The organism is Streptomyces sp. AV19, assembly GCF_015999245.1.
In the GTDB taxonomy this organism is placed as follows: domain Bacteria; phylum Actinomycetota; class Actinomycetes; order Streptomycetales; family Streptomycetaceae; genus Streptomyces.
The window spans coordinates 1019928-1039033 of sequence record NZ_JAEAMR010000010.1; the positions used below are offsets into that span (position 1 = coordinate 1019928).

Below are 19106 nucleotides of genomic sequence, written 5' to 3' on the forward strand. Positions count from 1 at the left end.
TACCCGGCCGGCGCGGGGAAGGAACGGGTGGCGGCGCCGGCGGAACGTGCTACCGGCGCGTACGGGATTTCCGCGCAACCCGGTTCTCGGAGGCGGGTGTGCCGGTTCGGTCCCCGGGGGCTCGACCGCCTTCCCGCATTCCGGTTCAGGTAGGTTGACGGACGATGCCGATCGTCCGCCACACGCCGCGCGCCATGACCGGCACACGCGCGCTCCCCTCCGGCGGCGGCATCGACGCCCACTGGCACGACGAGAACCAGATCGTCTACGCCGCGCGCGGCGTGCTCTCCGTGAGCACCGACGCGGGGAGCTGGGTCGCCCCGGCCACCCGGGCGATCTGGGTGCCCGCCGGGACGGTCCACGAGCACCGCGCCTACGGGGAGACCGACGTCCGCCTCGTCGGACTGCCGGTCCACGACAACCCGTTGGGGCTGGACCGGCCCGCGGTCATCGACGTCGGGCCACTGCTGCGCGAGCTGGTCATCGCGTACACCGAGGAGCCCGAGGACGGCACGGCCGAACGCCGCCGGCTGCGGGCCGTGCTGCTGGACCGGCTGCGGCACTCCGCCGAGCGGCCGCTCCACGTGCCCGCGGCCAGGGATCCCCGGCTGGCGGCGGTGTGCGCGCTGCTCAGGGAGAACCCGGCCGACCGGCGGGGCCTGGCGCGGCTCGGGGCCGAGGCGGGTGTGAGCGACCGCACCCTGAGCCGGCTCTTCAAGGCCGAGTTCGGGATGAGCTTCCCGCAGTGGCGCACGCAGGTGCGGCTGCACCACGCGCTGCGGCTGCTGGCCGACGGGATGCCGGTCACGGCCGTCGCCCACCGGTGCGGGTGGGCGTCCAGCAGCGCGTTCATCGACGTCTTCCGGCGGGCGTTCGGGCACACGCCGGGTGCGCACGGCGCGGGTCACGGGACCCGGTCGCACGGCGACCGGCCCTGAGCGGCCGGCCTCGGACGATCCGCGCCACCGCCGCCTCGACGAGGCGCTCGCGCTCCTCCTCCGAGCTGATGGGGCTCGGCACGTACCGGCCCGCGCTGGAGGCGGGCGTCGCCGGCCCGTACGCGCACCTGCGCCAGTGCGTGGTCTCCAGCACGCTCGGGCGGAGTCCCGACCCGGACGTGACCGTGGTGGACGGCGACCCGCTCGCGCTCGTCCGGTCCCTCAAGCGGGAGGAGGGGGACAAGGACATCTGGCTGTGCGGCGGGGGCGGGCTCGCGGGCGCGCTGCTGCCCGAGATCGACCGGATGGTCATCAAGAGCTATCCGGTGGTCGCGGGGGCCGGAATCCCGGTGTTCGACGGGGAGTTCGACCCCACGGTCTTCACGGTGACGGATCGCAAATCGTTCGGGAACGGCGTGACGATCACGTGGTTCGTGCGGCGGCAGTGAGGCTGTCGTCGGCAATGGCGGTGATGAAGCCCGACCAGGCGGCAATGCCGAGGATGAGGGGGCGGCCTGTGGGAGCGATCTTGCTGTCCCGGACGGGTATGAGGCCGGGGTAGTGGTCGGCGACTTCGACGCATGTCTCGCCCTCGCCTCCGCTGTGAGAGCTCTTGCGCCATATCGCCATGGTCAGGTCGGGGCCGGGTATGCGCACGGGTACTTCTCCTTAACTGTCTTTCGGATGAACGTCCTTGACTCGGTTTCCGGTAGGGCGCCGCGCCTCACGTGATCGTATAGGCCCTCGTGCCGTTGGACCTCGCGTGAGTTTGTGCTGAAGATTCCTCGCTCCAGCGCCACTGTGTAGAGGGTGGGGGGCCTTCCTGTCCTGGGGAACAGGACCGTCACTTGTCCGGGAGCCACCAGCCCACGGCTGTCGAACGGGACGACATGCAGGTGCACATGTGGTTGTTCGGACATGTGCACCAGGTGTTCAAGCTGTTCCCGCATAACGGCGTCAGTGCCCGCGATCAGGCATAGCGCTGCTTCGTTGATGACGGCTGAGAAGAACGGGGGGTCGGGGGCATCCAGCACGGCCCTCCTGCGCATCCGATACTGGACTTTCTCCTCAAGGTCACCCCCGAAGAACTCCATGCCGCGCGCCAGCATCGCCCTGGCGTAGTTCTCGGTCTGGAGCAGGACCGGAATGCCGACGGCCAGGTGGTGAATGGCGCCCGCGTTCGCCTCGAGTTTCTCGAGACGCCTGGCCCAGCGTGCGTCCGGGCCGTTGTTGAGGTGGTCCCACTCTTCGAGCAGGGCGCCGTTCGCGTCGAGCACCCTGTCCAGTGCCTTGGCGATGTCCGGGGTGGGGATGCGTTCACCGGCCTCGAACTTGGCGATCGCGCTGTAGCTCAGGGCGACTTCCTTGCCGAGCCGCGTCCGGGACCAGCCCTTGCGCAGTCGCAGGTCCCGGATCATCGACCCGAATCGGGCGACGATGTCGGGAGACGGATCAAGTCGCTTGGGCGCGGGCATAGTTGTGGCTCCCCGTGGTCGCTCTGAGCTGTCACATCCTTGATGAGGCCGAGCATAGGACTCCCCACGGACACCGGGAACCGTTTGCTCCACTGGCCGGAAGCGGCCCCTGTGTTCTTGCCCGTCCGACCCGGGCCCGCTGGGATGCTGGACGATTCCCGCTGTCCAATCCTGCCGAGGAGCCCCGTTGACGTACCCCCTCCGCCTGACCGGCGACAAGGTCGTCGTCCGCGACTTCACCATCGCGGACGTGGACGACATGCAGCGCGTCTTCGGTGACGACCGCGTCACCGAGTGGCTGTCCTTCGACAGCCGTGACCGCGACGCGACCCAGGAACGCATACAGAGCGCGATCAAGAACGCGCACCGGACGCCACGGACCGAGTTCTACCTGGCGGTCGCCCTGCCCGACGACGACCGGGCCATCGGCTTCGTCCGCCTGGTGCACTCCGGCCATGAGGGCGAGGAGATCGGCTGCGCCATCGCCGCGGAGGAATGGGGACGCGGTTACGGCAACGACGCCCACGTCGTCATTCTCGACTACGCCTTCCGGGAGCTGGGCGTCGAGCGGGTCGCCGGCTGGATTGCGCTGGACAACACCACCCGGATGAGGGCGCTCGAACCGGACGGAGCGCTCGGCAGACTCGGCTTCGCGCCGGACGAGGTGCGGCGCGACCACGTGTTCATCAACGGCGCGTGGCGGGACTGCATGCTCAACTCCGTGAGCGCGGAGGAGTGGAACCGGCGGCGTCGGCCGGATCGATGACGGAGCACGCCGGCGCGTAAAGTACCCGCATGATCGGGATACCGGAGGCGTTCGCGCGGAGCACGGCCCTGCGCGAGGGAGAGTCCGGGGCGGTGTGGATCGGAGAACTGCCCAAGATCCTCGACGAGTTGCTGGCGCGCTGGGAGTGTGTGCCGGACGGCGAGGTCGTGCACGGGGGCGTCGGCGTCATCGTCCCGGTGCGCCGGCGGGACGGATCGGCCGCAGTGGTGAAGGTGTCGTTCCCGCACCCCGGCAACGTCCACGAGCCGGACGCGTTCGCGGCCTGGGGCGGACGCGGGGCCGTCATGCTGTACGAACGCGACGACGCATGCTTCGCCATGCTGCTGGAGCGGGCGGGGACGGCGACCCTGGCGGAGGCCGCGGACGGCGACGAGGTACTGACAGTCGCGGGACGGATCAGCCGTCGGCTGACCGTCCCCGCGCCGCCCGGGCTGCCCCGGCTGAGGGATCGGGCCGGCCTCTGGGAGGCGCGGTTGCGCGGGGATGCCGAGGAGCTGACGCACGCCCTGTCCCGGCGCACGCTGGACGCCGCCGTGGCGACCGTCCGCGAACTGGGCCGCGACCAGCCGGACGTCCTCGTCCACGGCGACCTCCACGCCGGGAACATCCTGCGCGCCGAACGTGAGCCGTGGCTGGCCGTCGACCCCAAGGGATACGTGGGGGACCCCGCCTACGACGGCGGCGCGCTCTTCAAGTCGCGTGCGCCGGCGCTCATCGCGGCGACCGATGTGCGCAGGGCCGTCCACCGGACGCTGGACGTCTTCGCCGAGGCGGCGGAGCTCGACCGTGAACGCGTCCGGCGGTGGGCCCAGTTCCATGCCGTGCAGGCCGTGTTCTGGGGGCGCCGCCACGGATTCCTCGCGGCCCGCGATGGGGCACGGCTGGACCGCTTCACCGAATTCGCGGACTACGTGGCGGAGTTGCTCGTGTGATGCTTTCGAGTGCGCCGACGGATCACCGGGCCGTCCCGGGCAGTCCTCCGGCCTCCGCCGGCCGCAGCTCTCCCGACCCTCGTACGATCAGCCGCGTCGGCAGCTCCACGCGCTGCGGTGCGCTGCCGTCCCCCTCCAGGCGGCGGAAGAGCAACTCGGCCGCTGTCCGGCCGAGTTGGGCCGCGTCCTGGGCGATCACGGTGACCGCGGGGGTGAGCAGGTCGGCCAGTTCGAGGTCGTCGAAGCCCACCAGGGCGACCGGGTGCGGGAATCGGGCCAGGACGCGGACCGCCGTCGCGGTCACGCGGTTGTTGCCGGTGAGGAGGGCGGTGACGGGGAACGGGCCGTCGGTCAGCATGCGTTCCGTCTCCGCGCGGACGCGGTCCGGCGCCGTGGGGCCCAGGGAGACCCAGGAGCCGTCGACCGGCAGGCCCGCGGCCGCCATCGCGGCGCGGTAGCCGCGCAGCCGCTCCGTGGCGGTGTGGATGTGCGGCTGGTCACCGATGAAGCCGATGCGGCGGTGGCCGTGGGCGATGAGGTGGGCGACGCCTTCGCGGGCGCCGCCGAAGCTGTCCGAGAGGACGGTGTCGGCGGCTATCAGCCCGCCGGGGCGGTCGACGAAGACGGTGGCGAGCCCGGCCGCCATCTCCGGTTCCAGATAGCGGTGGTCTCCGCCTGCGGGAATGACGAGCAGCCCGTCGACGCGGCGCGCGCACAGGGCCAGGACCAACTCCCGCTCCCGCGCGGGGTCCTCCGCGCTGGAGCCGTTGATGAGCAGGGCGCCGTGGTCGCGGGCGACCTCCTCGACGGCGCGGTTGAGCGGCGCGTAGAAGGGGTCGGCGAGGTCCTCCAGGACCAGGCCGACCGAGGCGGTGCGGCCCTTGCGGAGGACGCGGGCGCTGTCGTTGCGGCGGAAGCCGAGGGCGGTGATCGCCTCCTGGACCCGGTGCTCGGTCTCGGCGGTCACCCCCGGCTCGCCGTTCACGACCCGGGAGACGGTCTTGAGGCCCACGCCGGCGCGTGCGGCCACGTCCTTCATGGTCGGGCGGGTTCCGTAACGCGGGCGGGGGAGGGGGCTGCGGATCCTGTCGGGCACGGGCGGTGCGTCCTCCTGAGTGCGGCTGGCATCGAGCATAGGGCCTGGACAACGTTGTCAACACTGGAAGAGACTGGCGGGAGATCAGATCCCGTGGAGTCCCGTGGAGCAGGAGAGCCCGTACCGCATGCGCACCGACCCCGGCGAGCTCGTCGCCGCACTGGACATCGGCGGAACGAAGATCGCGGGGGCGTTGGTGGACGCCGGGGGCGCGCGGTTGCGCATCGCGCGGCGGCGCACACCGGCGGAGGGGGACGCGGCGGTGGTGATGGCCGCCGTGGCCGAGGTCCTCGACGAGCTCACGGGCGCGCCCGAGTGGCCGCGGGTACGGGCGGTGGGGATCGGCAGCGCCGGGCCCGTGGACGCGTCACTGGGGACCGTCAGTCCGGTCAACGTGCCGGGCTGGCGCGGGTTTCCGCTGGTCGAGGAAGTCCGGCGGCGGGTCGGGGACCGGCCGGTGGTCCTCGTCGGCGACGGGGTCGCGATGGCCGCGGCGGAGCACTGGCGCGGTGCGGCGCGGGGGTGGGCGAACGCGCTGTGCATGGTGGTGTCCACGGGGGTGGGCGGCGGCCTGGTGCTGGGCGGGCGGCTGCATCCCGGGCCCACGGGCAATGCCGGGCACATCGGTCACGTGAGTGTGGATCTGGACGGCGACCGCTGTCCGTGCGGTGGCCGCGGGTGCGTGGAGCGCATCGCGAGCGGGCCCAACATCGCGCGGCGCGCGCTGGATTCGGGCTGGCGGCCCGGGCCGGACGGCGACGCGACGGCCGCGGGCGTGGCGGCGTCGGCCCGCGCGGGCGATCCGCTCGCGCTGGCCTCGTACGACCGGGCCGCCCGGGCGCTGGCGGCCGGGATCGCGGCGACGGCGGCGCTGGTGGAGATCGGGGTGGTGGTGGTCGGTGGGGGTGTCGCGGGGGCGGGGGAGGTGCTGTTCGGGCCGTTGCGGGGGTGGTTGGGGGAGTACGCGGGGTTGTCGTTCACAGCGGATGTGGAGGTCGTACCGGCGATGTTGGCGGGGGATGCGGGGGTGGTGGGGGCGGCGGCCGCGGCGGCGGAGGTGGTGGGGGTGTGGTGAGGGTGCCCCGGGCCGCCCTTTCACCGTTCTCCCGGGGCTCCGCCCCTCGGCCCGGCACCGCGCTCCGCGCGGTGGTGCGGGGGCTTCGCCCCCTGCGCCCCGCTCCGGGTTCCGCTCCGGCCTCTGCCCCTGGGCCCCGGGCCCCGCTCCGGGGCTCTGCCCCTGGCTCCTTTGCGGGACCCCGCTCCGGGGCTCCGCCCCGGACCCCGTATCGCGGCTCCGCCGCTCGTACTCAAGCTCCCCGGAGGGGGCAACCCCCAGACGGGCTGAAATGCGCGCCCCGGGCCTTGAAGCCCAAGCCCTGGAATCCGGGCCCTGGACAAAGCTTTGAAACCCAAGCTTTGACACCCAAGCCCTGAATCCGGGCCCTGGAATCTGGACGGGATCTGGACCCGGGCGCGAAATCCAGCCCGTCCGGCGTTTGAGGGTAGTCCACGCCGTAGCGGCCATGATCATGGGCCACGGTCTCATCGACCGAAAGACGCACGACGCCTGCGGGTTCCAGCTTCCGCCGGGCGTACGTCGTCTTTCCTGCCCCGGTCAGCCCGACCAGCAGATAGACGACAGGGCCCTCACCTTCAGGACTGTCCTCATACACATCCACTGGACGTTCCCCGGCCATGCCGCCACGTGATCAACGATCGTCCCCAAGGGTGTCGATCAGTCGCGGGGACGCTGGTAGGTGTAGCAGGAGTACCGGTCGCCGTGGCTGATGTACTCGCCGTACTCGATGACCGTCCCCTCGGCGTCGAAGAGGCTGTTGTACCCGACGAGCAGGGCGGCCGGCCGCTCGATGATCCCGAGAAGGTCGGCCTCCTCGTCGGTTGCCACCCGGGCACCGACCAGGTCCTGGCCGTCCTGCCAGGACAAGCCCGCGTACTCCTCGATGGCCTTCGGGGTGCCGCCGACGACGCGCTCCGTCTGGAGCAACTGTGGTACGCGATCGCCGAGTTCGGCCACGAACCACGAGGTGGAGGACGAGACCGGGGTGTCGTCCTCGCTGTACGTGACCCGCTGACGCCGGATCACGTCCGCGCCCTCCTCGATCCCGAGGGCGAGCGCGACGCGAGCTGGCGCAGGCTGAACTTCAGCGGAGAGGATCTTGGCGTAATGACCGGGCGGATAGATGCGTCCCGTGGTTTCGGCAGCCTGGAATCGGTCGGAAGGCGAGTGGTGCAGGTTCGCGCGGGCGCTGACGACCGTGCCGGATCCCTGCTTGGGGATCACGAGGTTCTCGTGGCGGAGCTCGTTGAGCACCTTGGCCGCGGTCGACCGCGAGATGCCCCAGTCCGCGGCGAGTTGACGCTCGGAGGGGACGGTGTCGCCCTCGGCCAGCCGGCCACTGACGATCTGGTCGCGCAAGTGGTTGAGCACCTGCATGTATGGCGGCAGTGAATGTGCGATCTTGGGAGGCATTCTGACTCTCCTTCAGGCAGTGCACTAGGCCACTTTGCAGCGTAGCGCAGACTCGCTCCATTGGCTGGTGCCCTGGTCCACCATGCACTCTTGGCAGTGGAGTGTGGCCTAGGCCACATTGAGCGTACAACCTCACGGTGAGCATTTGGACGATTACTCGGAATGCGCCATTGTGATCCGCCTGGCTCACGGTCCATCAATCAACCGAAAGCAGGCACCAGATGAAGCAGCTCGTCGCCCGGCTGTGGCGGATCATCCGAGGCCCGATGCAGTGGCGCGTCCTGTGGCTCGCGCACGCCAAGTTCATGGTTGGCGTCACCGGCGTCGTACGCGATGACCAGGGCAATGTCCTGCTCCTGCGTCACCGGATGTGGCCCGCGGACCGGCCCTGGGGGCTGCCCACGGGCTACGCGATCAAGGGCGAGGAGTTCCCGCTCACCATCGCTCGCGAGGTGAAGGAAGAGACCGGTCTCGACGTCAAGGCAGGTCGGCTCGTGCACCTCAAGAGCGGCTACAAGCTCCGGCTCGAAGTGGCCTACGAGGCCCAGTTGGCCGGAGGGACCCTCAAGATCGACTCCTTCGAAATCTTGGAGGCATCATGGTTCTCCCCGGACTCCCTACCCGAGGGACTCCAGGAGTCGCACCGGGACCTGATCCACGGGAAGACGACGGCCTGACCGGCCGTCTCCTCGCTCCCAACGAGCACCTGGTCGGCGCCGACACCGCGCCGCTCCTGACAGCACTGACGCACCTTCGCACCTCCGACGACCTCATCGCGCAGCACCCCGAACACACCTTCCTGCCCTTGCCGCAGGCCCTGAACCTGTGGCAGGAGGCAGGAGTGGACGTCTCCCCGTTCCACGACGGCCACGCCTTACTGCGCGAGCGGTACGCCGAGCTCGGCCTGCACCATCTCCTGCCGCTCGACCGGGTCCTGGTCGCCGTCCGCTCGACCCGTCCCGGGGCCTTCGGCGGCTTCCACCACCCCAACCAGGGCTACCGGTATCTGCAGATGCAGGCCGTGATCACCATGTACGGCGGCATGAACGAGGCCGTCCCAGAGGCCCCCGCTCTCGCCGTCCTGGATCTGCTGCGGGCCTACGCGCACGACTGTCTGCACTACGGCTCCTACCGCAGCTACCAACTGCACGGCGGTGAGGTGGTCCGTACCCAGTACGGCCTCAACTTCCGGCGCCAGGACGGGCGAAGCTATTCGGCCCCGGACCGCGGAACATCGCCCACCACCCGAAACATCGGGGTCGTGATGGAGGGGGCCTGCGACCGTGAGTCCCGCTCCATCACCCGCCGGACCGCAGCCACGCACGGCGGCACCGCGGCCGGGATCAACGGCTTCGCCTTCCGCGACGTCACCGGCCAACTGGACTCTGCGGACGCCGTCGAGCTGGCTGGTGCCCCGAAGGATCCTGCCTCGGAGAGCACGACGTACCTCGCCTCCATGGGCAGGTACGAGGCCAACGTCAACACCCGGTACAGGGCGTTCCTCGCCGAGATCGGCCAGGCGGAGGCCGAGGATCTCCACTCGCTGATCCTGTCCTCCACCATCAGCGGGGACATGACTCTGCTGTGCGCGTGGCTCGACTGTAGGCACGGGCCAGGCACGTTCGCAGCCATGTTCATGGCCCCGGGCTATCTCTCCGTCAGCGGCTCGATCGACCTCGGCGGCCTGACGCTCGCCAGCTGAGGTATCGGTACGGCACAACAACGCTATGGAGCCTGGTGCCTGAGAAGATCGGGCTCCGTAGCAGCGCGCGCCAGGGTGACGATGGTGCGGGCCTCGTCCGCCCACCCTGCCGGCGGGCCGTCGAGGGTGACGCGGCGGAAGCCGAGGCGGGGGTCGGCGACGTCGATCCGGCCGTGGTGCCGGTCGATGTACTCCAGCAGCCGCCCGGCCTCGTCCCGTACGGCCGGGGTGTGCTCGGCCCAGGTGCCGGAGGTGAAGTTCTCCACGCGGCGCCGCAGGTCGTCCAGGATGCCCGCGCGCCATTTGAAGTGGTGCACGCAGGCCAGCGTGTCCAGGTCGGGCTTGTGGCCGGGGGCCCGGTGGTTGCCGGAGGCCACGGCTGTGCCGGACCGTGCGAGGACGATCTTGCGGGGGTCGCCGCGCAGGAGCAGGTGGGTGAGGTGTCCGCCGAGCGGGAACGCGCGGTCCAGCCCGGTCTCCGGCCGCCAGTGGGCCAGGCGGCCGTCGGGGGTGAACCGCAGGTGCGGCTGGCCGCCGAGGAGAGCGGCGGCGCCGTGCAGGGCCTCGCTCGCGCTGAGCACCACCACTGCCGACGGCTCCCGGACGCATCGCCGGGCCGTCCGCAGACAGGCGGCCTCGGCCCACGAGAGAGCCGACGGCAGCGCCGACCAGCGCTCCCGCGGGTCCGGTCCCCGCCGCAGCGGTCGCGCGGCAGGGGGCCCTCCCGGTCAACGGCCCGGACGCCGCTCCAGCTCCTTCGCCTTCGCCTCAAGATCGCGATTCGCTGCCTCAAGAACCACCACCTCGGCGGCCGCGACCGCATAGACGCCCTCGGCCTCCCGCTGGATCGCCTTCACCCCCGGAGCCCGGGAGAAACGGTGAAAGGGCGGGACCCGGGCACCCCTGCAAACGAGCACCCGCCCCACGGTGGCGCCGAACGTCCCATCCCGCTCGAACGCCCTCCCGTGGCAAGGTGTTCCGGGCACCGCAAGGGGGCCTGTCGGAGGAGGGGGGAACCGTGATCGTCTGGCTGAACGGTGCGTTCAGTGCGGGCAAGACCAGCACCGCGAAGGAGCTGACCGGGCTCATACCGGACAGCCACCTCTACGACCCCGAGGTCATCGGCGGTGCGCTGCACCACCTCCTCCCGCCCGGGAGGATGCGGGAGGTCGCCGACTACCAGGACCTGCCGATCTGGCGGCGGCTGGTCGTCGACACCGCGGCGGCGCTGCATGCCGAGGTGGGCGGGGTGCTCGTCGTCCCCATGACCCTGCTGCGGCAGGAGTACCGCGACGAGATCTTCGGGGGCCTGGCCGCGCGCCGGATCCAGGTCCGGCATGTGCTGCTGACCGTTGACGAAACGATCCTGCGGAAGCGGATCGAGGGACGGGTGGAGGATCCCGGCGACCCCGTCCGCAACGAGTCCGTCCGGCAGTGGGCGCGCGACCACGTCGCCCCCTACCGTGAGGCGCTGCCCTGGCTGCGGGGCGACGCGTTCGTCGTCGACACCGGCCGCCTCACGCCGCGCCAGGCCGCCGAACGGGTCGCCGGGGCCGTCCGCGACGGCACCGCGGCGTCCTGCCAGATCGTCGAGACCCCCGAGCCGAAGGCCGAGACGCTCGCCGCCGGGGTGCTGCTCTTCGACGAGCACGACCGGGTGCTGCTCGTGGACCCCACGTACAAGCCCGGGTGGGAGTTCCCGGGCGGAGTCGTCGAGCCGGGGGAGGCGCCGGCCCGCGCCGGGATGCGGGAGGTCACCGAGGAGATCGGCATCGAACTCCCCGACGTGCCACGGCTGTTGGTGGTCGACTGGGAACCGCCCCGGCCGCCCGCCTTCGGCGGCCTGCGCTTCCTCTTCGACGGCGGCCGGCTGACCGAGGCCGAGGCGCGGCGGCTGCTGCTCCCCGGCGCGGAGCTGCGCGGCTGGCGCTTCGTCACGGAGGACGAGGCGGGCGCCCTGCTCCCGCCGGTCCGGATGGGTCGGCTGCGCTGGGCGCTGCGCGCGCGGGAGCGGGGGCGGCCGCTGAACCTGGAGGCGGGCGTGCCGGTCGGCTGACGGGCGCCGGTGGCACGGGCTGCCACCGGCCCGGCGCCGCGCCGGTCCGACGGTGCGGTGAACCGCCGACGTGCGCCGCGCCGCCACGCCCGCCGACGACCGGCGGCCGCCGCCCCCGTCAGCGTTCCAGCACCGTCAGGTCGAGCCGGGCCAGCCGCTCCGGGTCGGTGAGGATGTCGAGTCCGACGATCCTGCCCTGCGCGATCGTGAACGCCAGGACCGAGAACGGGCGGCCGTCCGCACCCATCGCGACGACGCCCGCCGTCCCGTTGACGAGGGCGGGGCGCGCCGCCTCCGCGGCGCGGGCGAAGGTCATCGCCCCGGCGGCCACGGCCTCGGCGCCGCGGACCACGCTGAGCGGGCGCAGCGCGCCGCTGTCCCCGCGCGCCACGACGTCCGGGTCCAGGACGGCCATCAGCGCCTCGAAGTCGCCCCCGCGCGCGGCCGAGAGGAACGCGTCCACCACCTCGCGCTGGCGGACCCGGTCCGTGTCCGGGGTGGGGGCCGCGCCCTGGACCCGGCGCCGCGCCCGGCTGGCGAGCTGCCGGGCCGCGGCCGGGGTGCGCCCCACGACGGGCGCGATCTCGTCGAACGGCACGGCGAACATGTCGTGCAGCACGAACGCCAGCCGCTCCGCGGGTGCCAGCGCCTCCAGCACCACGAGCAGGGCCAGGCCCACCGAGTCGGCCAGCAGCGCCTCCTGTTCGGGGTCGACGCCGTCGGCGCTGCTGATGACCGGGTCGGGCAGCCGCGCCGGCCCGTCCATCGGCTCCTCGCGCCGGGCGGTGCGCGACCGCAGCATGTCCAGGCAGACCCGGCCGACGACGGTGGTCAGCCACCCGCCCAGGTTGTCCACGGCCCCCGCGTCGGACCGGCTGAGCCTCAGCCACGCCTCCTGCACCGCGTCGTCCGCCTCGCTGAGCGAGCCGAGCATCCGGTAGGCGACGGCCCGCAGGTGCGGGCGGTGGTCCTCGAAGCGCCGCGCGAGGTGGTCGTTGTCCTGGTCGGTCATCGGTGCTGCTTCCCCGTTCTCCGTACGCGGGGCGCGGACGCGCCCGTCACCACCCTGACGGGCGCCGGCCCGCGAATGTGACGAGGAATGCGACAAGCGTGTCCGGATGCTCAGCTCCTGCTCTGCGCGTAATTGACCAGGAACAGCGCCTCCGCCAGCGACAGGCGCTCCAGTTCCTCCGGCGAGACGCTCTCGTTCACCGCGTGGATCTGGGCCTCCGGCTCGCTCAGGCCGATGAGCAGGATCTCGGTCCCGGGGTAGAGCGCGGCCAGGGTGTTGCACAGCGGGATGGAGCCGCCCATGCCGGCGGTCTGCATCTCCTCGCCCGGGTAGGCGACGCCCATGGCCTCGGCCATCGAGGCGTACGCCGGGCTGGAGGTGTCGGCGAGGAACGGCTGGCCCTGGCCGACCTGTTCGGTGGTCACCCGGGCGTTCCACGGCACCGCCGCCTCCAGGTGGGCGCGCAGCAGCTTCGTCGCCTCGGCGGCGTCCACCCCCGGCGGGACCCGCAGGCTGATCAGCGCGCGGGCGCCGGCGTGCACGGACGGGGTGGCGCCGACCACCGGCGGGCAGTCGATGCCCAGGACGGTGACGGCCGGGCGCGCCCAGAGGCGGTCGGCCACCGTGCCGGAGCCGATGAGCCCGACGCCGTCGAGGACCTTCGCGTCGGCGCGGAAGTCCTCCTCCGGGTACTGCAGGCCCTCCCAAGTGCCCTCCGGCTCCAGGCCGTTGATGACGGTGGAGCCGTCGGGGGCGCGCAGCGAGTCGAGGGCGCGGATCAGCGCGGCCAGCGCGTCGGGCGCGGCGCCGCCGAACATGCCGGAGTGCAGGTTGCCGTCCAGGGTGTCCACCTGGACGCGGACGAGCGTCATGCCGCGCAGGGTGGCGGTCACTGTCGGCAGGCCGAGCCGGAAGTTGCCCGCGTCGCCGATGACGATGGCGTCGGCGGCCAGCAGCTCCGGGTGCGCCTCGGCGTACCGCTCCAGGCCGCCGGTGCCCTGCTCCTCCGAGCCCTCCACGATGACCTTGACGCCGACCGGCACCCCGCCGTGCTCCTTGAGCGCCCGCAGCGCCGTCAGGTGCATGATGAAGCCGCCCTTGCAGTCGGCCGCGCCGCGCCCGTACCAGCGTCCGTCCCGCTCCGTCAGCTCGAACGGCGGGGAGAGCCACGCGTCCTCGTCCAGCGGCGGCTGCACGTCGTAGTGCGCGTAGAGCACCACCGTCGGGGCGCCCGCCGGGCCGGGCAGGAAGCCGTAGACGGACTGTGTGCCGTCCGGGGTGTCCAGCAGCGCGACGTCCTGGAAGCCCTCGGCGCGCAGCGCGTCGGCCACCCAGTTCGCCGCACCCTCGCACTCGCTCTTCGGGAACTGCGCCTCGTCCGCCACCGAGCGGAAGGCGACCAGCTCGGCCAGCTCGGTCCGGGCACGGGACTGCAGGGCGGTGACGGTCGCCGCGAGCGCGGCGGAATCCGGGTGGGGGCGGGGGGTGTCCATGGGAACGCTCCTCGGGGGCACGGCGTTGGTCGTACGTACGGACGATGACCCGCCGATCCTTTCACGGCCCCCTGCGCGTCCCGAGGCGGCTTCCCGTCCCGGGGGCGTCCGCGGCGAGCCGTAGGATGCGGGCGGTAAGCCCTGGTCGGTCACGAAGTCGGTCATGAAGCGGGAGTGGAAGCACAGGTGAGCAGCGACAACGCAGCCCGGGAAGCGGGCCGGGACGTGCCGGGGGAGAGCGAGCCGGTCTGGGACGTCGTCGTGGTGGGCGCGGGTCCCGCCGGAGCCTCGGCGGCCCTCGCCGCGGCGGGCGCCGGGCGCCGGGTGCTGCTCCTGGAGAAGGCCGAGCTTCCGCGCTACAAGACCTGCGGCGGCGGCATCATCGGCCCGTCCCGCGACGCCCTGCCGCCCGGCTTCGAACTGCCGCTGCGCGACCGGGTGCACGCCGTCACCTTCTCCCTCAACGGGAAGCTCACCCGCACCCGGCGCTCGAAGAAGATGCTCTTCGGGCTCATCAACCGGCCGGAGTTCGACGCCCGCCTCGTCGACATGGCGCGCGCCGCGGGCGCCGAGGTGCGCACCGGGGTGACCGTCTCCCGCGTCGAGCAGCACGGCCCGGCCGTGCCCGACCGGCGCACGGTCGCCGTCGTCCTGGGCGACGGCGCGACGGTGCTGGCCCGCTCGGTCGTCGGCGCGGACGGCAGCGCCGGCCGGATAGGGGCGCACGTCGGGGTGAAGCTCGACCAGGTCGACCTCGGCCTGGAGGCCGAGATCCCCGTCCCGCCGTCCGTCGCCGAGGACTGGGCGGGCCGGGTGCTCATCGACTGGGGCCCGCTGCCCGGCAGTTACGGCTGGGTCTTCCCCAAGGGCGACACGCTCACGGTGGGCGTGATCTGCGCCCGCGGCGAGGGCGCCGGCACCAAGCGCTATCTCGACGACTTCATCGCCCGCCTCGGACTGGCCGGTTTCGAGCCCAGCATCTCCTCCGGGCACCTGACGCGGTGCCGCTCCGACGACTCCCCGCTGTCGCGCGGGCGCGTCATCGTCTGCGGCGACGCGGCCGGGCTGCTGGAGCCGTGGACCCGGGAGGGCATCTCCTTCGCCCTGCGCTCCGGGAAGCTGGCGGGGGAGTGGGCGGTGCGCATCGCGGAGGCGCAGGACGCGGTCGACGCGCGCCGTCAGGCGCTCAACTACGCCTTCGCCATCAAGGCCGGGCTGGGCGTGGAGATGGGCGTGGGCCGGCGCGTCCTGGCCATCTTCAGCCGCAAGCCGGGGGTGTTCCACGCGGCGGTGACGGGTTTCGGGCCGGCGTGGCGCGCGTTCACGCGGATCACGCGGGGGCAGACGACGATGGCGGAGATCGTGCGGACGCATCCGGTGGCGCGGCGGATGGTGTCGGCGGCGGACCGGTTGCCCGGAGGCGTGCGCCAAGCCGTGTCCGACAGCTCTTGAGGCCGCCGCCTCGCAGGTGCAGGCGCTCCCTGTGGGGCGGTCGGCAGCTCATGCGTCGCGCCACGCGGCAGGGGCGGCCTGCTCGGCAGCGGTTCAAGAACCGTCGGACAAGCCCTGGTCCGGCAACCCGCCGTGGGCGCGGTGTCGGTGGCGGCTCCGGGCGCCGCCGCCACCGCACCGGTGCTTCGGGCGCCGCCAGGCCGTGTCTGATGGCTGTCGACGCCGCCGCCTCGCCGGAACGGATGCTCCCTGTGAGGCGGTCGGCAGCTCACGAGGTCTGCTGCGTGACGCGGGCGGGCTCGCCCGGCGGCAGTTCAAGAGCCATCGGACAGGCCCTGGAGCCGGGAGGCGAGGAACGCCTTCGACGCGGGCCACTCCTCGGCGAGCAGTGAGAAGTACACGGTGTCCCGCCAGGAGCCGTCCGCACGCCGCCTGTGGCGGCGCAGCACCCCTTCCCTCCGGGCCCCGAGCCGGGCGATGGCCGCCTGCGAACGCTCGTTGAGGTGATCCGTCTTCAACTGCACGCGTCCCATGCCGAGTTCCTCGAAGGCGTGGGTCAGCAGGAGCAGCTTCGCCTCGGTGTTGACCGGGCTGCGCCAGTAGGCGCGTCCGTACCAGGTCCAGCCGATCTCCAGCCGCTCGTCGGCGGTGTCGATGTCCATGAACGTGGTCCAGCCGGCCGCTTGGCCGGTGGCCCGGTGGACGACGGCGAACGGGACGTACTCGCCGTGTTCGGCGGCGTCCAGCAGAGTGCGCATGCGGGCGCCGAGCTCGTCGGGCGTCCGGGGTGCCGGGCCGTCCAGCCATCGCCAGACCTCGTCGTCCCGGCCGCCCGCGACGAAGAGCGCGTCGCGGTGGCTCATGTCCAGGGGCTCCAGACGGACATGCCGTCCGGTCAGTGCGATCGGGTGCGGATTCTTGGCGGGCATGGCCGGAACCGTAGCCAAGCTTTGGACCGGGCACAAAGCCATATCGCACCCAGGGCAAGGTTCGGTGATCTGCGCCACACCTTGATCGCGACCCTCCACCCTTCGACCCTCCACCCTTCTCGACGAGGTCCGGCCCGGCCCGGCCCCGCCTGTGCATCGGAGATCGTTCGGCCGGGCGGGCACCGGACTCCGTCCCGCCGGGTGGCAACCAGTCCTCGGCGGGACGGGAACCACCCCGTCCGGCCGCACGCCCCGTGAGGCGGAGACGGCCGGGCGGGTCCCTCAACTCCCGCTCCGGGCGGTCCGGCCGGACATCCCGGAGCGGGGCACGACGCCCGTCCGGTCGCGCAAGAGTGCTCCGGGTCTGCGGCCGGGCGGGGGACCGCCCCCGTCGGGCACAGGCGGCCATCAGAGGGGTAGAAGTGGACGGACCGCAGAAGGGGCAACGCCATGGGTTCGACGCCGTGTTCGGCCTGTAGCGGCTCCGGGTACGTGACGCGCGACGGACTGACGCACCAGCGCGACGACCGCAGCGGGACCGGGCGTATTGAACACGGCTAGGAAAGGGTTGCGATGTGCAACAAGTGCTTCGGCGTGGGCTACACCGAAGAGCATCTGCAGAACGGCACGAAGCTGGTTCACGCGTGCCCTGCGTGCGACGGCACCGGTAGGGCGGGCAAGCCGGACAGCCGGCGCGAGGAACCGCGCAGGATGCCACGATGGATGCGCCGGAAAGGGAACCCGGCGGGCCTGACGTCCGGCCAGGGCGAGGAGTAACAACGCGCGGGCAAGGGACGGTTCGTCACTTGAGGCCCCATCCGCCCTCCGGGCGCTGTCCTCGAACTCCCCCAGAGGGGGCACCCACCCCCGGACGGGCTGAATCAGCCCGTCCGGCGCTTGAGGACAATGCGGCGAAGCCGCATTGCGGGGCCGAGGGGCGCAGCCCCGGAAGAAACGGTGAAAGGGCGGGGAGGGGCAACACCACGCCCCGGAGACAACCCCTGCCCCGCGGGCTAAGGTTGCGGCCCACCGGCCGCGCACGCCCCCAGCCACCCCACCCCCCGGAGGCCCCCGTGCCGCGCAAACTCCGCCCAGTGGGCGCCGACTTCGCCGACGCCGCGCGTCTGCGCGTCACCTTCGCCGGGCGGACCGCGGCCGACCCCGCACGCGTCCACCGGGCCCTCGCCGAGGACACGGCCGGATGGGCAAGCTGGTTCCGCATCGTGACGCTGGCCCGCCCGGTGGAGGGCGCGGGGCGCAGCCGCCGGGAGATCCGGCTCCTGGGCGGGGCCCGGTTCGTCGAGACGGTGATGGCGGCGGAGGCGCCGCGCCGCTACGCGTACCGCGTGGACGTCACCAACGTCCCGGGCCCGAAAGCCCTGTTGGAGGACTGGAGGCTGTCCCCGGCCGGCCGCGGCACCGCCGTCCGCTGGACGCTCGCCCTCGACGCGCCCGCGCCCGTGCGCTGGGTCCTGCTGCTCGCCCGGCCCGTCCTCGGCGCGGCCTTCCGCGACGCGATGCGCCGCCTCGACGGATACCTGGCCGCCGGGGGCGGCGCGGGCGTCAGCCCCGCCAGCGGCCCGTCGTCAGGAACTCGGTGAGGACGGCGTCGTAGGGCGCGACGTCCAGCCCCTCCGCCGCGAGCCAGGCGTCGGAGTAGTACTTGTCGAGGTAGCGCTCGCCCGGGTCGCACAGCAGGGTGACGACGCTGCCGGGGGTCCCCTCGGCGACCATCTCCGCGACGATCTTCAGCGCGCTCCACAGCCCGGTGCCGGTGGAGCCGCCCGCCTTGCGGCCGAGGGCCTCCTCCAGGGTGTGCAGGGCGGCGACGCTCGCCGCGTCCGGGACCTTCATCATCCGGTCGACTGCGCCCGGCAGGAAGCTGGGTTCCATGCGCGGGCGCCCGATGCCCTCGATGCGGGAGCCGCGTTCGCTGCGGGCGAGCGGGTCGTGGTCGTACCAGCCGTCGAAGAAGCAGGAGTTCTCCGGATCGGCCACGCAGATCCGGGTGTCGTACTGGAGGTAGCGCACGTAGCGGGCGAAGGTGGCCGAGGTGCCGCCGGTGCCCGCCGTGGCCACGATCCAGGCGGGCTCCGGGTGGCGTTCGCGGCGCAGTTGCTGGTAGACGGACTCGGCGATGTTGTTGTTGCCCCGCCAGTCGGTGGCGCGTTCGGCGTAGGTGAACTGGTCCATGTAGTGGCCGCCGGTCCGCTCCGCGAGGGCGGCCGCCTCCTCGTACATCGTGTGCGGGTCGTCCACGAAGTGGCAGCGCGCGCCGTGGAATTGGATGAGCCGGCACTTCTCCGGGCTCGTCGTGCGCGGCATGACGGCGATGAACGGCACCCCGACCAGACGGGCGAAGTACGCCTCCGAGATCGCGGTCGAGCCGCTGGACGCCTCGATGACGGGGGCCTCGGGCCGGATCCAGCCGTTGCACAGGGCGTGCAGGAACAGCGAACGGGCCAGGCGGTGCTTGAGGCTGCCGGTCGGGTGGGTCGACTCGTCCTTGAGGTAGAGGTCGATGTCCCACTCGGCGGGCAGCGGGAAGCGCAGCAGATGCGTGTCGGCGGAACGGTTCGCGTCGGCCTGCACCTTGCGGACCGCCTCCTTGAGCCAGACGCGGTACGCCGGATCGCTGCGGTCCACATCCTGGGTGGCGGCGGGACCGCCGGGGTCTCCTGGGGTGTCCACGGTGCACCACTCCTTAACGCACCGGCGCACGGGGGCACCGGCGTCACCGGCA

21 protein-coding genes are annotated in these 19106 nt (G+C 72.5%); 10 read left to right on the forward strand and 11 right to left on the reverse strand.

Going from position 1 to position 19106, the window contains the following annotated elements; all coding sequences use genetic code 11:
- The first annotated feature begins 164 nt into the window (after window positions 1-164).
- Both I5Q34_RS23075 and I5Q34_RS23080 read left to right on the forward strand, forming a co-directional pair.
- Complete coding sequence (locus I5Q34_RS23075) at window positions 165-938, forward strand: helix-turn-helix domain-containing protein (RefSeq protein WP_199894199.1); 774 nt, start codon at window positions 165-167, stop codon at window positions 936-938.
- 68 nt (window positions 939-1006) lie between these two features.
- Window positions 1007-1387, forward strand: a complete 381-nt coding sequence (locus I5Q34_RS23080) for a dihydrofolate reductase family protein (RefSeq protein WP_199894200.1) — start codon at window positions 1007-1009, stop codon at window positions 1385-1387.
- Here the strand turns inward: I5Q34_RS23080 and I5Q34_RS23085 are convergent.
- Window positions 1362-1595 (reverse strand): DUF397 domain-containing protein, encoded by a 234-nt coding sequence (locus tag I5Q34_RS23085; RefSeq protein ID WP_307811720.1) that lies wholly within the window; start codon window positions 1593-1595, stop codon window positions 1362-1364. The genes I5Q34_RS23080 and I5Q34_RS23085 overlap by 26 nt on opposite strands.
- Complete coding sequence (locus I5Q34_RS23090) at window positions 1571-2413, reverse strand: Scr1 family TA system antitoxin-like transcriptional regulator (RefSeq protein ID WP_199894201.1); 843 nt, start codon at window positions 2411-2413, stop codon at window positions 1571-1573. Before I5Q34_RS23090 ends, I5Q34_RS23085 begins: the two co-directional genes overlap by 25 nt.
- Before the next feature lie 187 nt (window positions 2414-2600).
- Here I5Q34_RS23090 and I5Q34_RS23095 point away from each other — a divergent pair, with 187 nt between their 5' ends.
- Together I5Q34_RS23095 and I5Q34_RS23100 are read left to right on the forward strand one after the other, a co-directional pair.
- Entirely contained in the window at window positions 2601-3179 is a 579-nt protein-coding gene (locus tag I5Q34_RS23095; RefSeq protein WP_199894202.1) for a GNAT family N-acetyltransferase, read from the forward strand.
- Window positions 3180-3208: 29 nt separating this feature from the next.
- The gene (locus tag I5Q34_RS23100; protein WP_199894203.1) at window positions 3209-4132 is read left to right on the forward strand and encodes an aminoglycoside phosphotransferase family protein; all 924 of its coding nucleotides are present in this window, start codon (window positions 3209-3211) and stop codon (window positions 4130-4132) included.
- A 22-nt stretch (window positions 4133-4154) separates the two neighbouring features.
- Here the strand turns inward: I5Q34_RS23100 and I5Q34_RS23105 are convergent, their stop codons facing one another.
- Window positions 4155-5171 carry a LacI family DNA-binding transcriptional regulator gene (locus tag I5Q34_RS23105; RefSeq protein ID WP_234429417.1) on the reverse strand — a complete coding sequence of 339 codons (1017 nt, stop codon included), beginning with the start codon at window positions 5169-5171 and terminating at the stop codon, window positions 4155-4157.
- A gap of 184 nt (window positions 5172-5355) precedes the next feature.
- Here I5Q34_RS23105 and I5Q34_RS23110 point away from each other — a divergent pair, with 184 nt between their 5' ends.
- On the forward strand, window positions 5356-6303 hold the full coding sequence (locus I5Q34_RS23110; protein WP_199894337.1) for an ROK family protein: 948 nt from the start codon (window positions 5356-5358) through the stop codon (window positions 6301-6303).
- 232 nt (window positions 6304-6535) lie between these two features.
- Here the strand turns inward: I5Q34_RS23110 and I5Q34_RS36110 are convergent, their stop codons facing one another.
- Window positions 6536-6925 (reverse strand): AAA family ATPase, encoded by a 390-nt coding sequence (locus tag I5Q34_RS36110; protein WP_374193049.1) that lies wholly within the window; start codon window positions 6923-6925, stop codon window positions 6536-6538.
- Window positions 6926-6963: 38 nt separating this feature from the next.
- Window positions 6964-7719: a GntR family transcriptional regulator gene (locus I5Q34_RS23115; RefSeq protein ID WP_199894205.1), complete on the reverse strand. Its 756-nt coding sequence runs from the start codon at window positions 7717-7719 to the stop codon at window positions 6964-6966.
- Window positions 7720-7940: 221 nt separating this feature from the next.
- Here I5Q34_RS23115 and I5Q34_RS23120 point away from each other — a divergent pair, with 221 nt between their 5' ends.
- Together I5Q34_RS23120 and I5Q34_RS23125 are read left to right on the forward strand one after the other, a co-directional pair.
- Window positions 7941-8396 carry an NUDIX domain-containing protein gene (locus tag I5Q34_RS23120; protein WP_199894206.1) on the forward strand — a complete coding sequence of 152 codons (456 nt, stop codon included), beginning with the start codon at window positions 7941-7943 and terminating at the stop codon, window positions 8394-8396.
- Between the two features lie 128 nt (window positions 8397-8524).
- Window positions 8525-9421, forward strand: a complete 897-nt coding sequence (locus tag I5Q34_RS23125; protein ID WP_234429202.1) for a hypothetical protein — start codon at window positions 8525-8527, stop codon at window positions 9419-9421.
- Window positions 9422-9444: 23 nt separating this feature from the next.
- Here the strand turns inward: I5Q34_RS23125 and I5Q34_RS23130 are convergent, their stop codons facing one another.
- Both I5Q34_RS23130 and I5Q34_RS35585 read right to left on the reverse strand, forming a co-directional pair.
- On the reverse strand, window positions 9445-10008 hold the full coding sequence (locus I5Q34_RS23130) for a hypothetical protein (protein WP_234429203.1): 564 nt from the start codon (window positions 10006-10008) through the stop codon (window positions 9445-9447).
- Window positions 10009-10149: 141 nt separating this feature from the next.
- Window positions 10150-10278 carry a hypothetical protein gene (locus tag I5Q34_RS35585; RefSeq protein WP_267911990.1) on the reverse strand — a complete coding sequence of 43 codons (129 nt, stop codon included), beginning with the start codon at window positions 10276-10278 and terminating at the stop codon, window positions 10150-10152.
- Window positions 10279-10439: 161 nt separating this feature from the next.
- Between I5Q34_RS35585 and I5Q34_RS23135 the strand changes: the two genes are divergently transcribed.
- Entirely contained in the window at window positions 10440-11477 is a 1038-nt protein-coding gene (locus I5Q34_RS23135) for an NUDIX domain-containing protein (protein WP_199894207.1), read from the forward strand.
- 118 nt (window positions 11478-11595) lie between these two features.
- On the opposite strand, the gene sigJ is transcribed toward I5Q34_RS23135, so the two are convergent.
- Both sigJ and I5Q34_RS23145 read right to left on the reverse strand, forming a co-directional pair.
- Window positions 11596-12489, reverse strand: a complete 894-nt coding sequence (sigJ, locus tag I5Q34_RS23140; RefSeq protein WP_199894208.1) for an RNA polymerase sigma factor SigJ — start codon at window positions 12487-12489, stop codon at window positions 11596-11598.
- Window positions 12490-12599: 110 nt separating this feature from the next.
- Window positions 12600-13982 carry a dipeptidase gene (locus tag I5Q34_RS23145; RefSeq protein ID WP_199894209.1) on the reverse strand — a complete coding sequence of 461 codons (1383 nt, stop codon included), beginning with the start codon at window positions 13980-13982 and terminating at the stop codon, window positions 12600-12602.
- Window positions 13983-14168: 186 nt separating this feature from the next.
- Between I5Q34_RS23145 and I5Q34_RS23150 the strand changes: the two genes are divergently transcribed.
- Window positions 14169-15434: a geranylgeranyl reductase family protein gene (locus I5Q34_RS23150; RefSeq protein WP_199894210.1), complete on the forward strand. Its 1266-nt coding sequence runs from the start codon at window positions 14169-14171 to the stop codon at window positions 15432-15434.
- Window positions 15435-15748: 314 nt separating this feature from the next.
- Here I5Q34_RS23150 and I5Q34_RS23155 read toward each other — a convergent pair whose 3' ends face one another.
- The gene (locus tag I5Q34_RS23155) at window positions 15749-16363 is read right to left on the reverse strand and encodes a GNAT family N-acetyltransferase (RefSeq protein ID WP_199894211.1); all 615 of its coding nucleotides are present in this window, start codon (window positions 16361-16363) and stop codon (window positions 15749-15751) included.
- Between the two features lie 1073 nt (window positions 16364-17436).
- On the opposite strand from I5Q34_RS23155, the gene I5Q34_RS23160 reads away from it, so the two are divergent.
- The gene (locus tag I5Q34_RS23160) at window positions 17437-17964 is read left to right on the forward strand and encodes an SRPBCC family protein (RefSeq protein ID WP_199894212.1); all 528 of its coding nucleotides are present in this window, start codon (window positions 17437-17439) and stop codon (window positions 17962-17964) included.
- On the opposite strand, the gene I5Q34_RS23165 is transcribed toward I5Q34_RS23160, so the two are convergent.
- On the reverse strand, window positions 17927-19054 hold the full coding sequence (locus I5Q34_RS23165) for a PLP-dependent cysteine synthase family protein (protein ID WP_199894213.1): 1128 nt from the start codon (window positions 19052-19054) through the stop codon (window positions 17927-17929). The genes I5Q34_RS23160 and I5Q34_RS23165 overlap by 38 nt on opposite strands.
- Window positions 19055-19106: the final 52 nt, after the last annotated feature.

Coding starts and splice junctions, on each gene's coding strand:
- I5Q34_RS23115 (WP_199894205.1), bottom strand. CDS start 7,719: ATGCCTCCCAAGATCGCACATTCACTGCCGCCATACATGCAGGTGCTC.
- I5Q34_RS23120 (WP_199894206.1), top strand. CDS start 7,941: ATGAAGCAGCTCGTCGCCCGGCTGTGGCGGATCATCCGAGGCCCGATG.
- I5Q34_RS23105 (WP_234429417.1), bottom strand. CDS start 5,171: ATGAAGGACGTGGCCGCACGCGCCGGCGTGGGCCTCAAGACCGTCTCC.
- I5Q34_RS23155 (WP_199894211.1), bottom strand. CDS start 16,363: ATGCCCGCCAAGAATCCGCACCCGATCGCACTGACCGGACGGCATGTC.
- I5Q34_RS23075 (WP_199894199.1), top strand. CDS start 165: ATGCCGATCGTCCGCCACACGCCGCGCGCCATGACCGGCACACGCGCG.
- I5Q34_RS23100 (WP_199894203.1), top strand. CDS start 3,209: ATGATCGGGATACCGGAGGCGTTCGCGCGGAGCACGGCCCTGCGCGAG.
- I5Q34_RS36110 (WP_374193049.1), bottom strand. CDS start 6,925: ATGGCCGGGGAACGTCCAGTGGATGTGTATGAGGACAGTCCTGAAGGT.
- I5Q34_RS23080 (WP_199894200.1), top strand. CDS start 1,007: ATGGGGCTCGGCACGTACCGGCCCGCGCTGGAGGCGGGCGTCGCCGGC.
- I5Q34_RS23110 (WP_199894337.1), top strand. CDS start 5,356: ATGCGCACCGACCCCGGCGAGCTCGTCGCCGCACTGGACATCGGCGGA.
- sigJ (WP_199894208.1), bottom strand. CDS start 12,489: ATGACCGACCAGGACAACGACCACCTCGCGCGGCGCTTCGAGGACCAC.
- I5Q34_RS23090 (WP_199894201.1), bottom strand. CDS start 2,413: ATGCCCGCGCCCAAGCGACTTGATCCGTCTCCCGACATCGTCGCCCGA.
- I5Q34_RS23145 (WP_199894209.1), bottom strand. CDS start 13,982: ATGGACACCCCCCGCCCCCACCCGGATTCCGCCGCGCTCGCGGCGACC.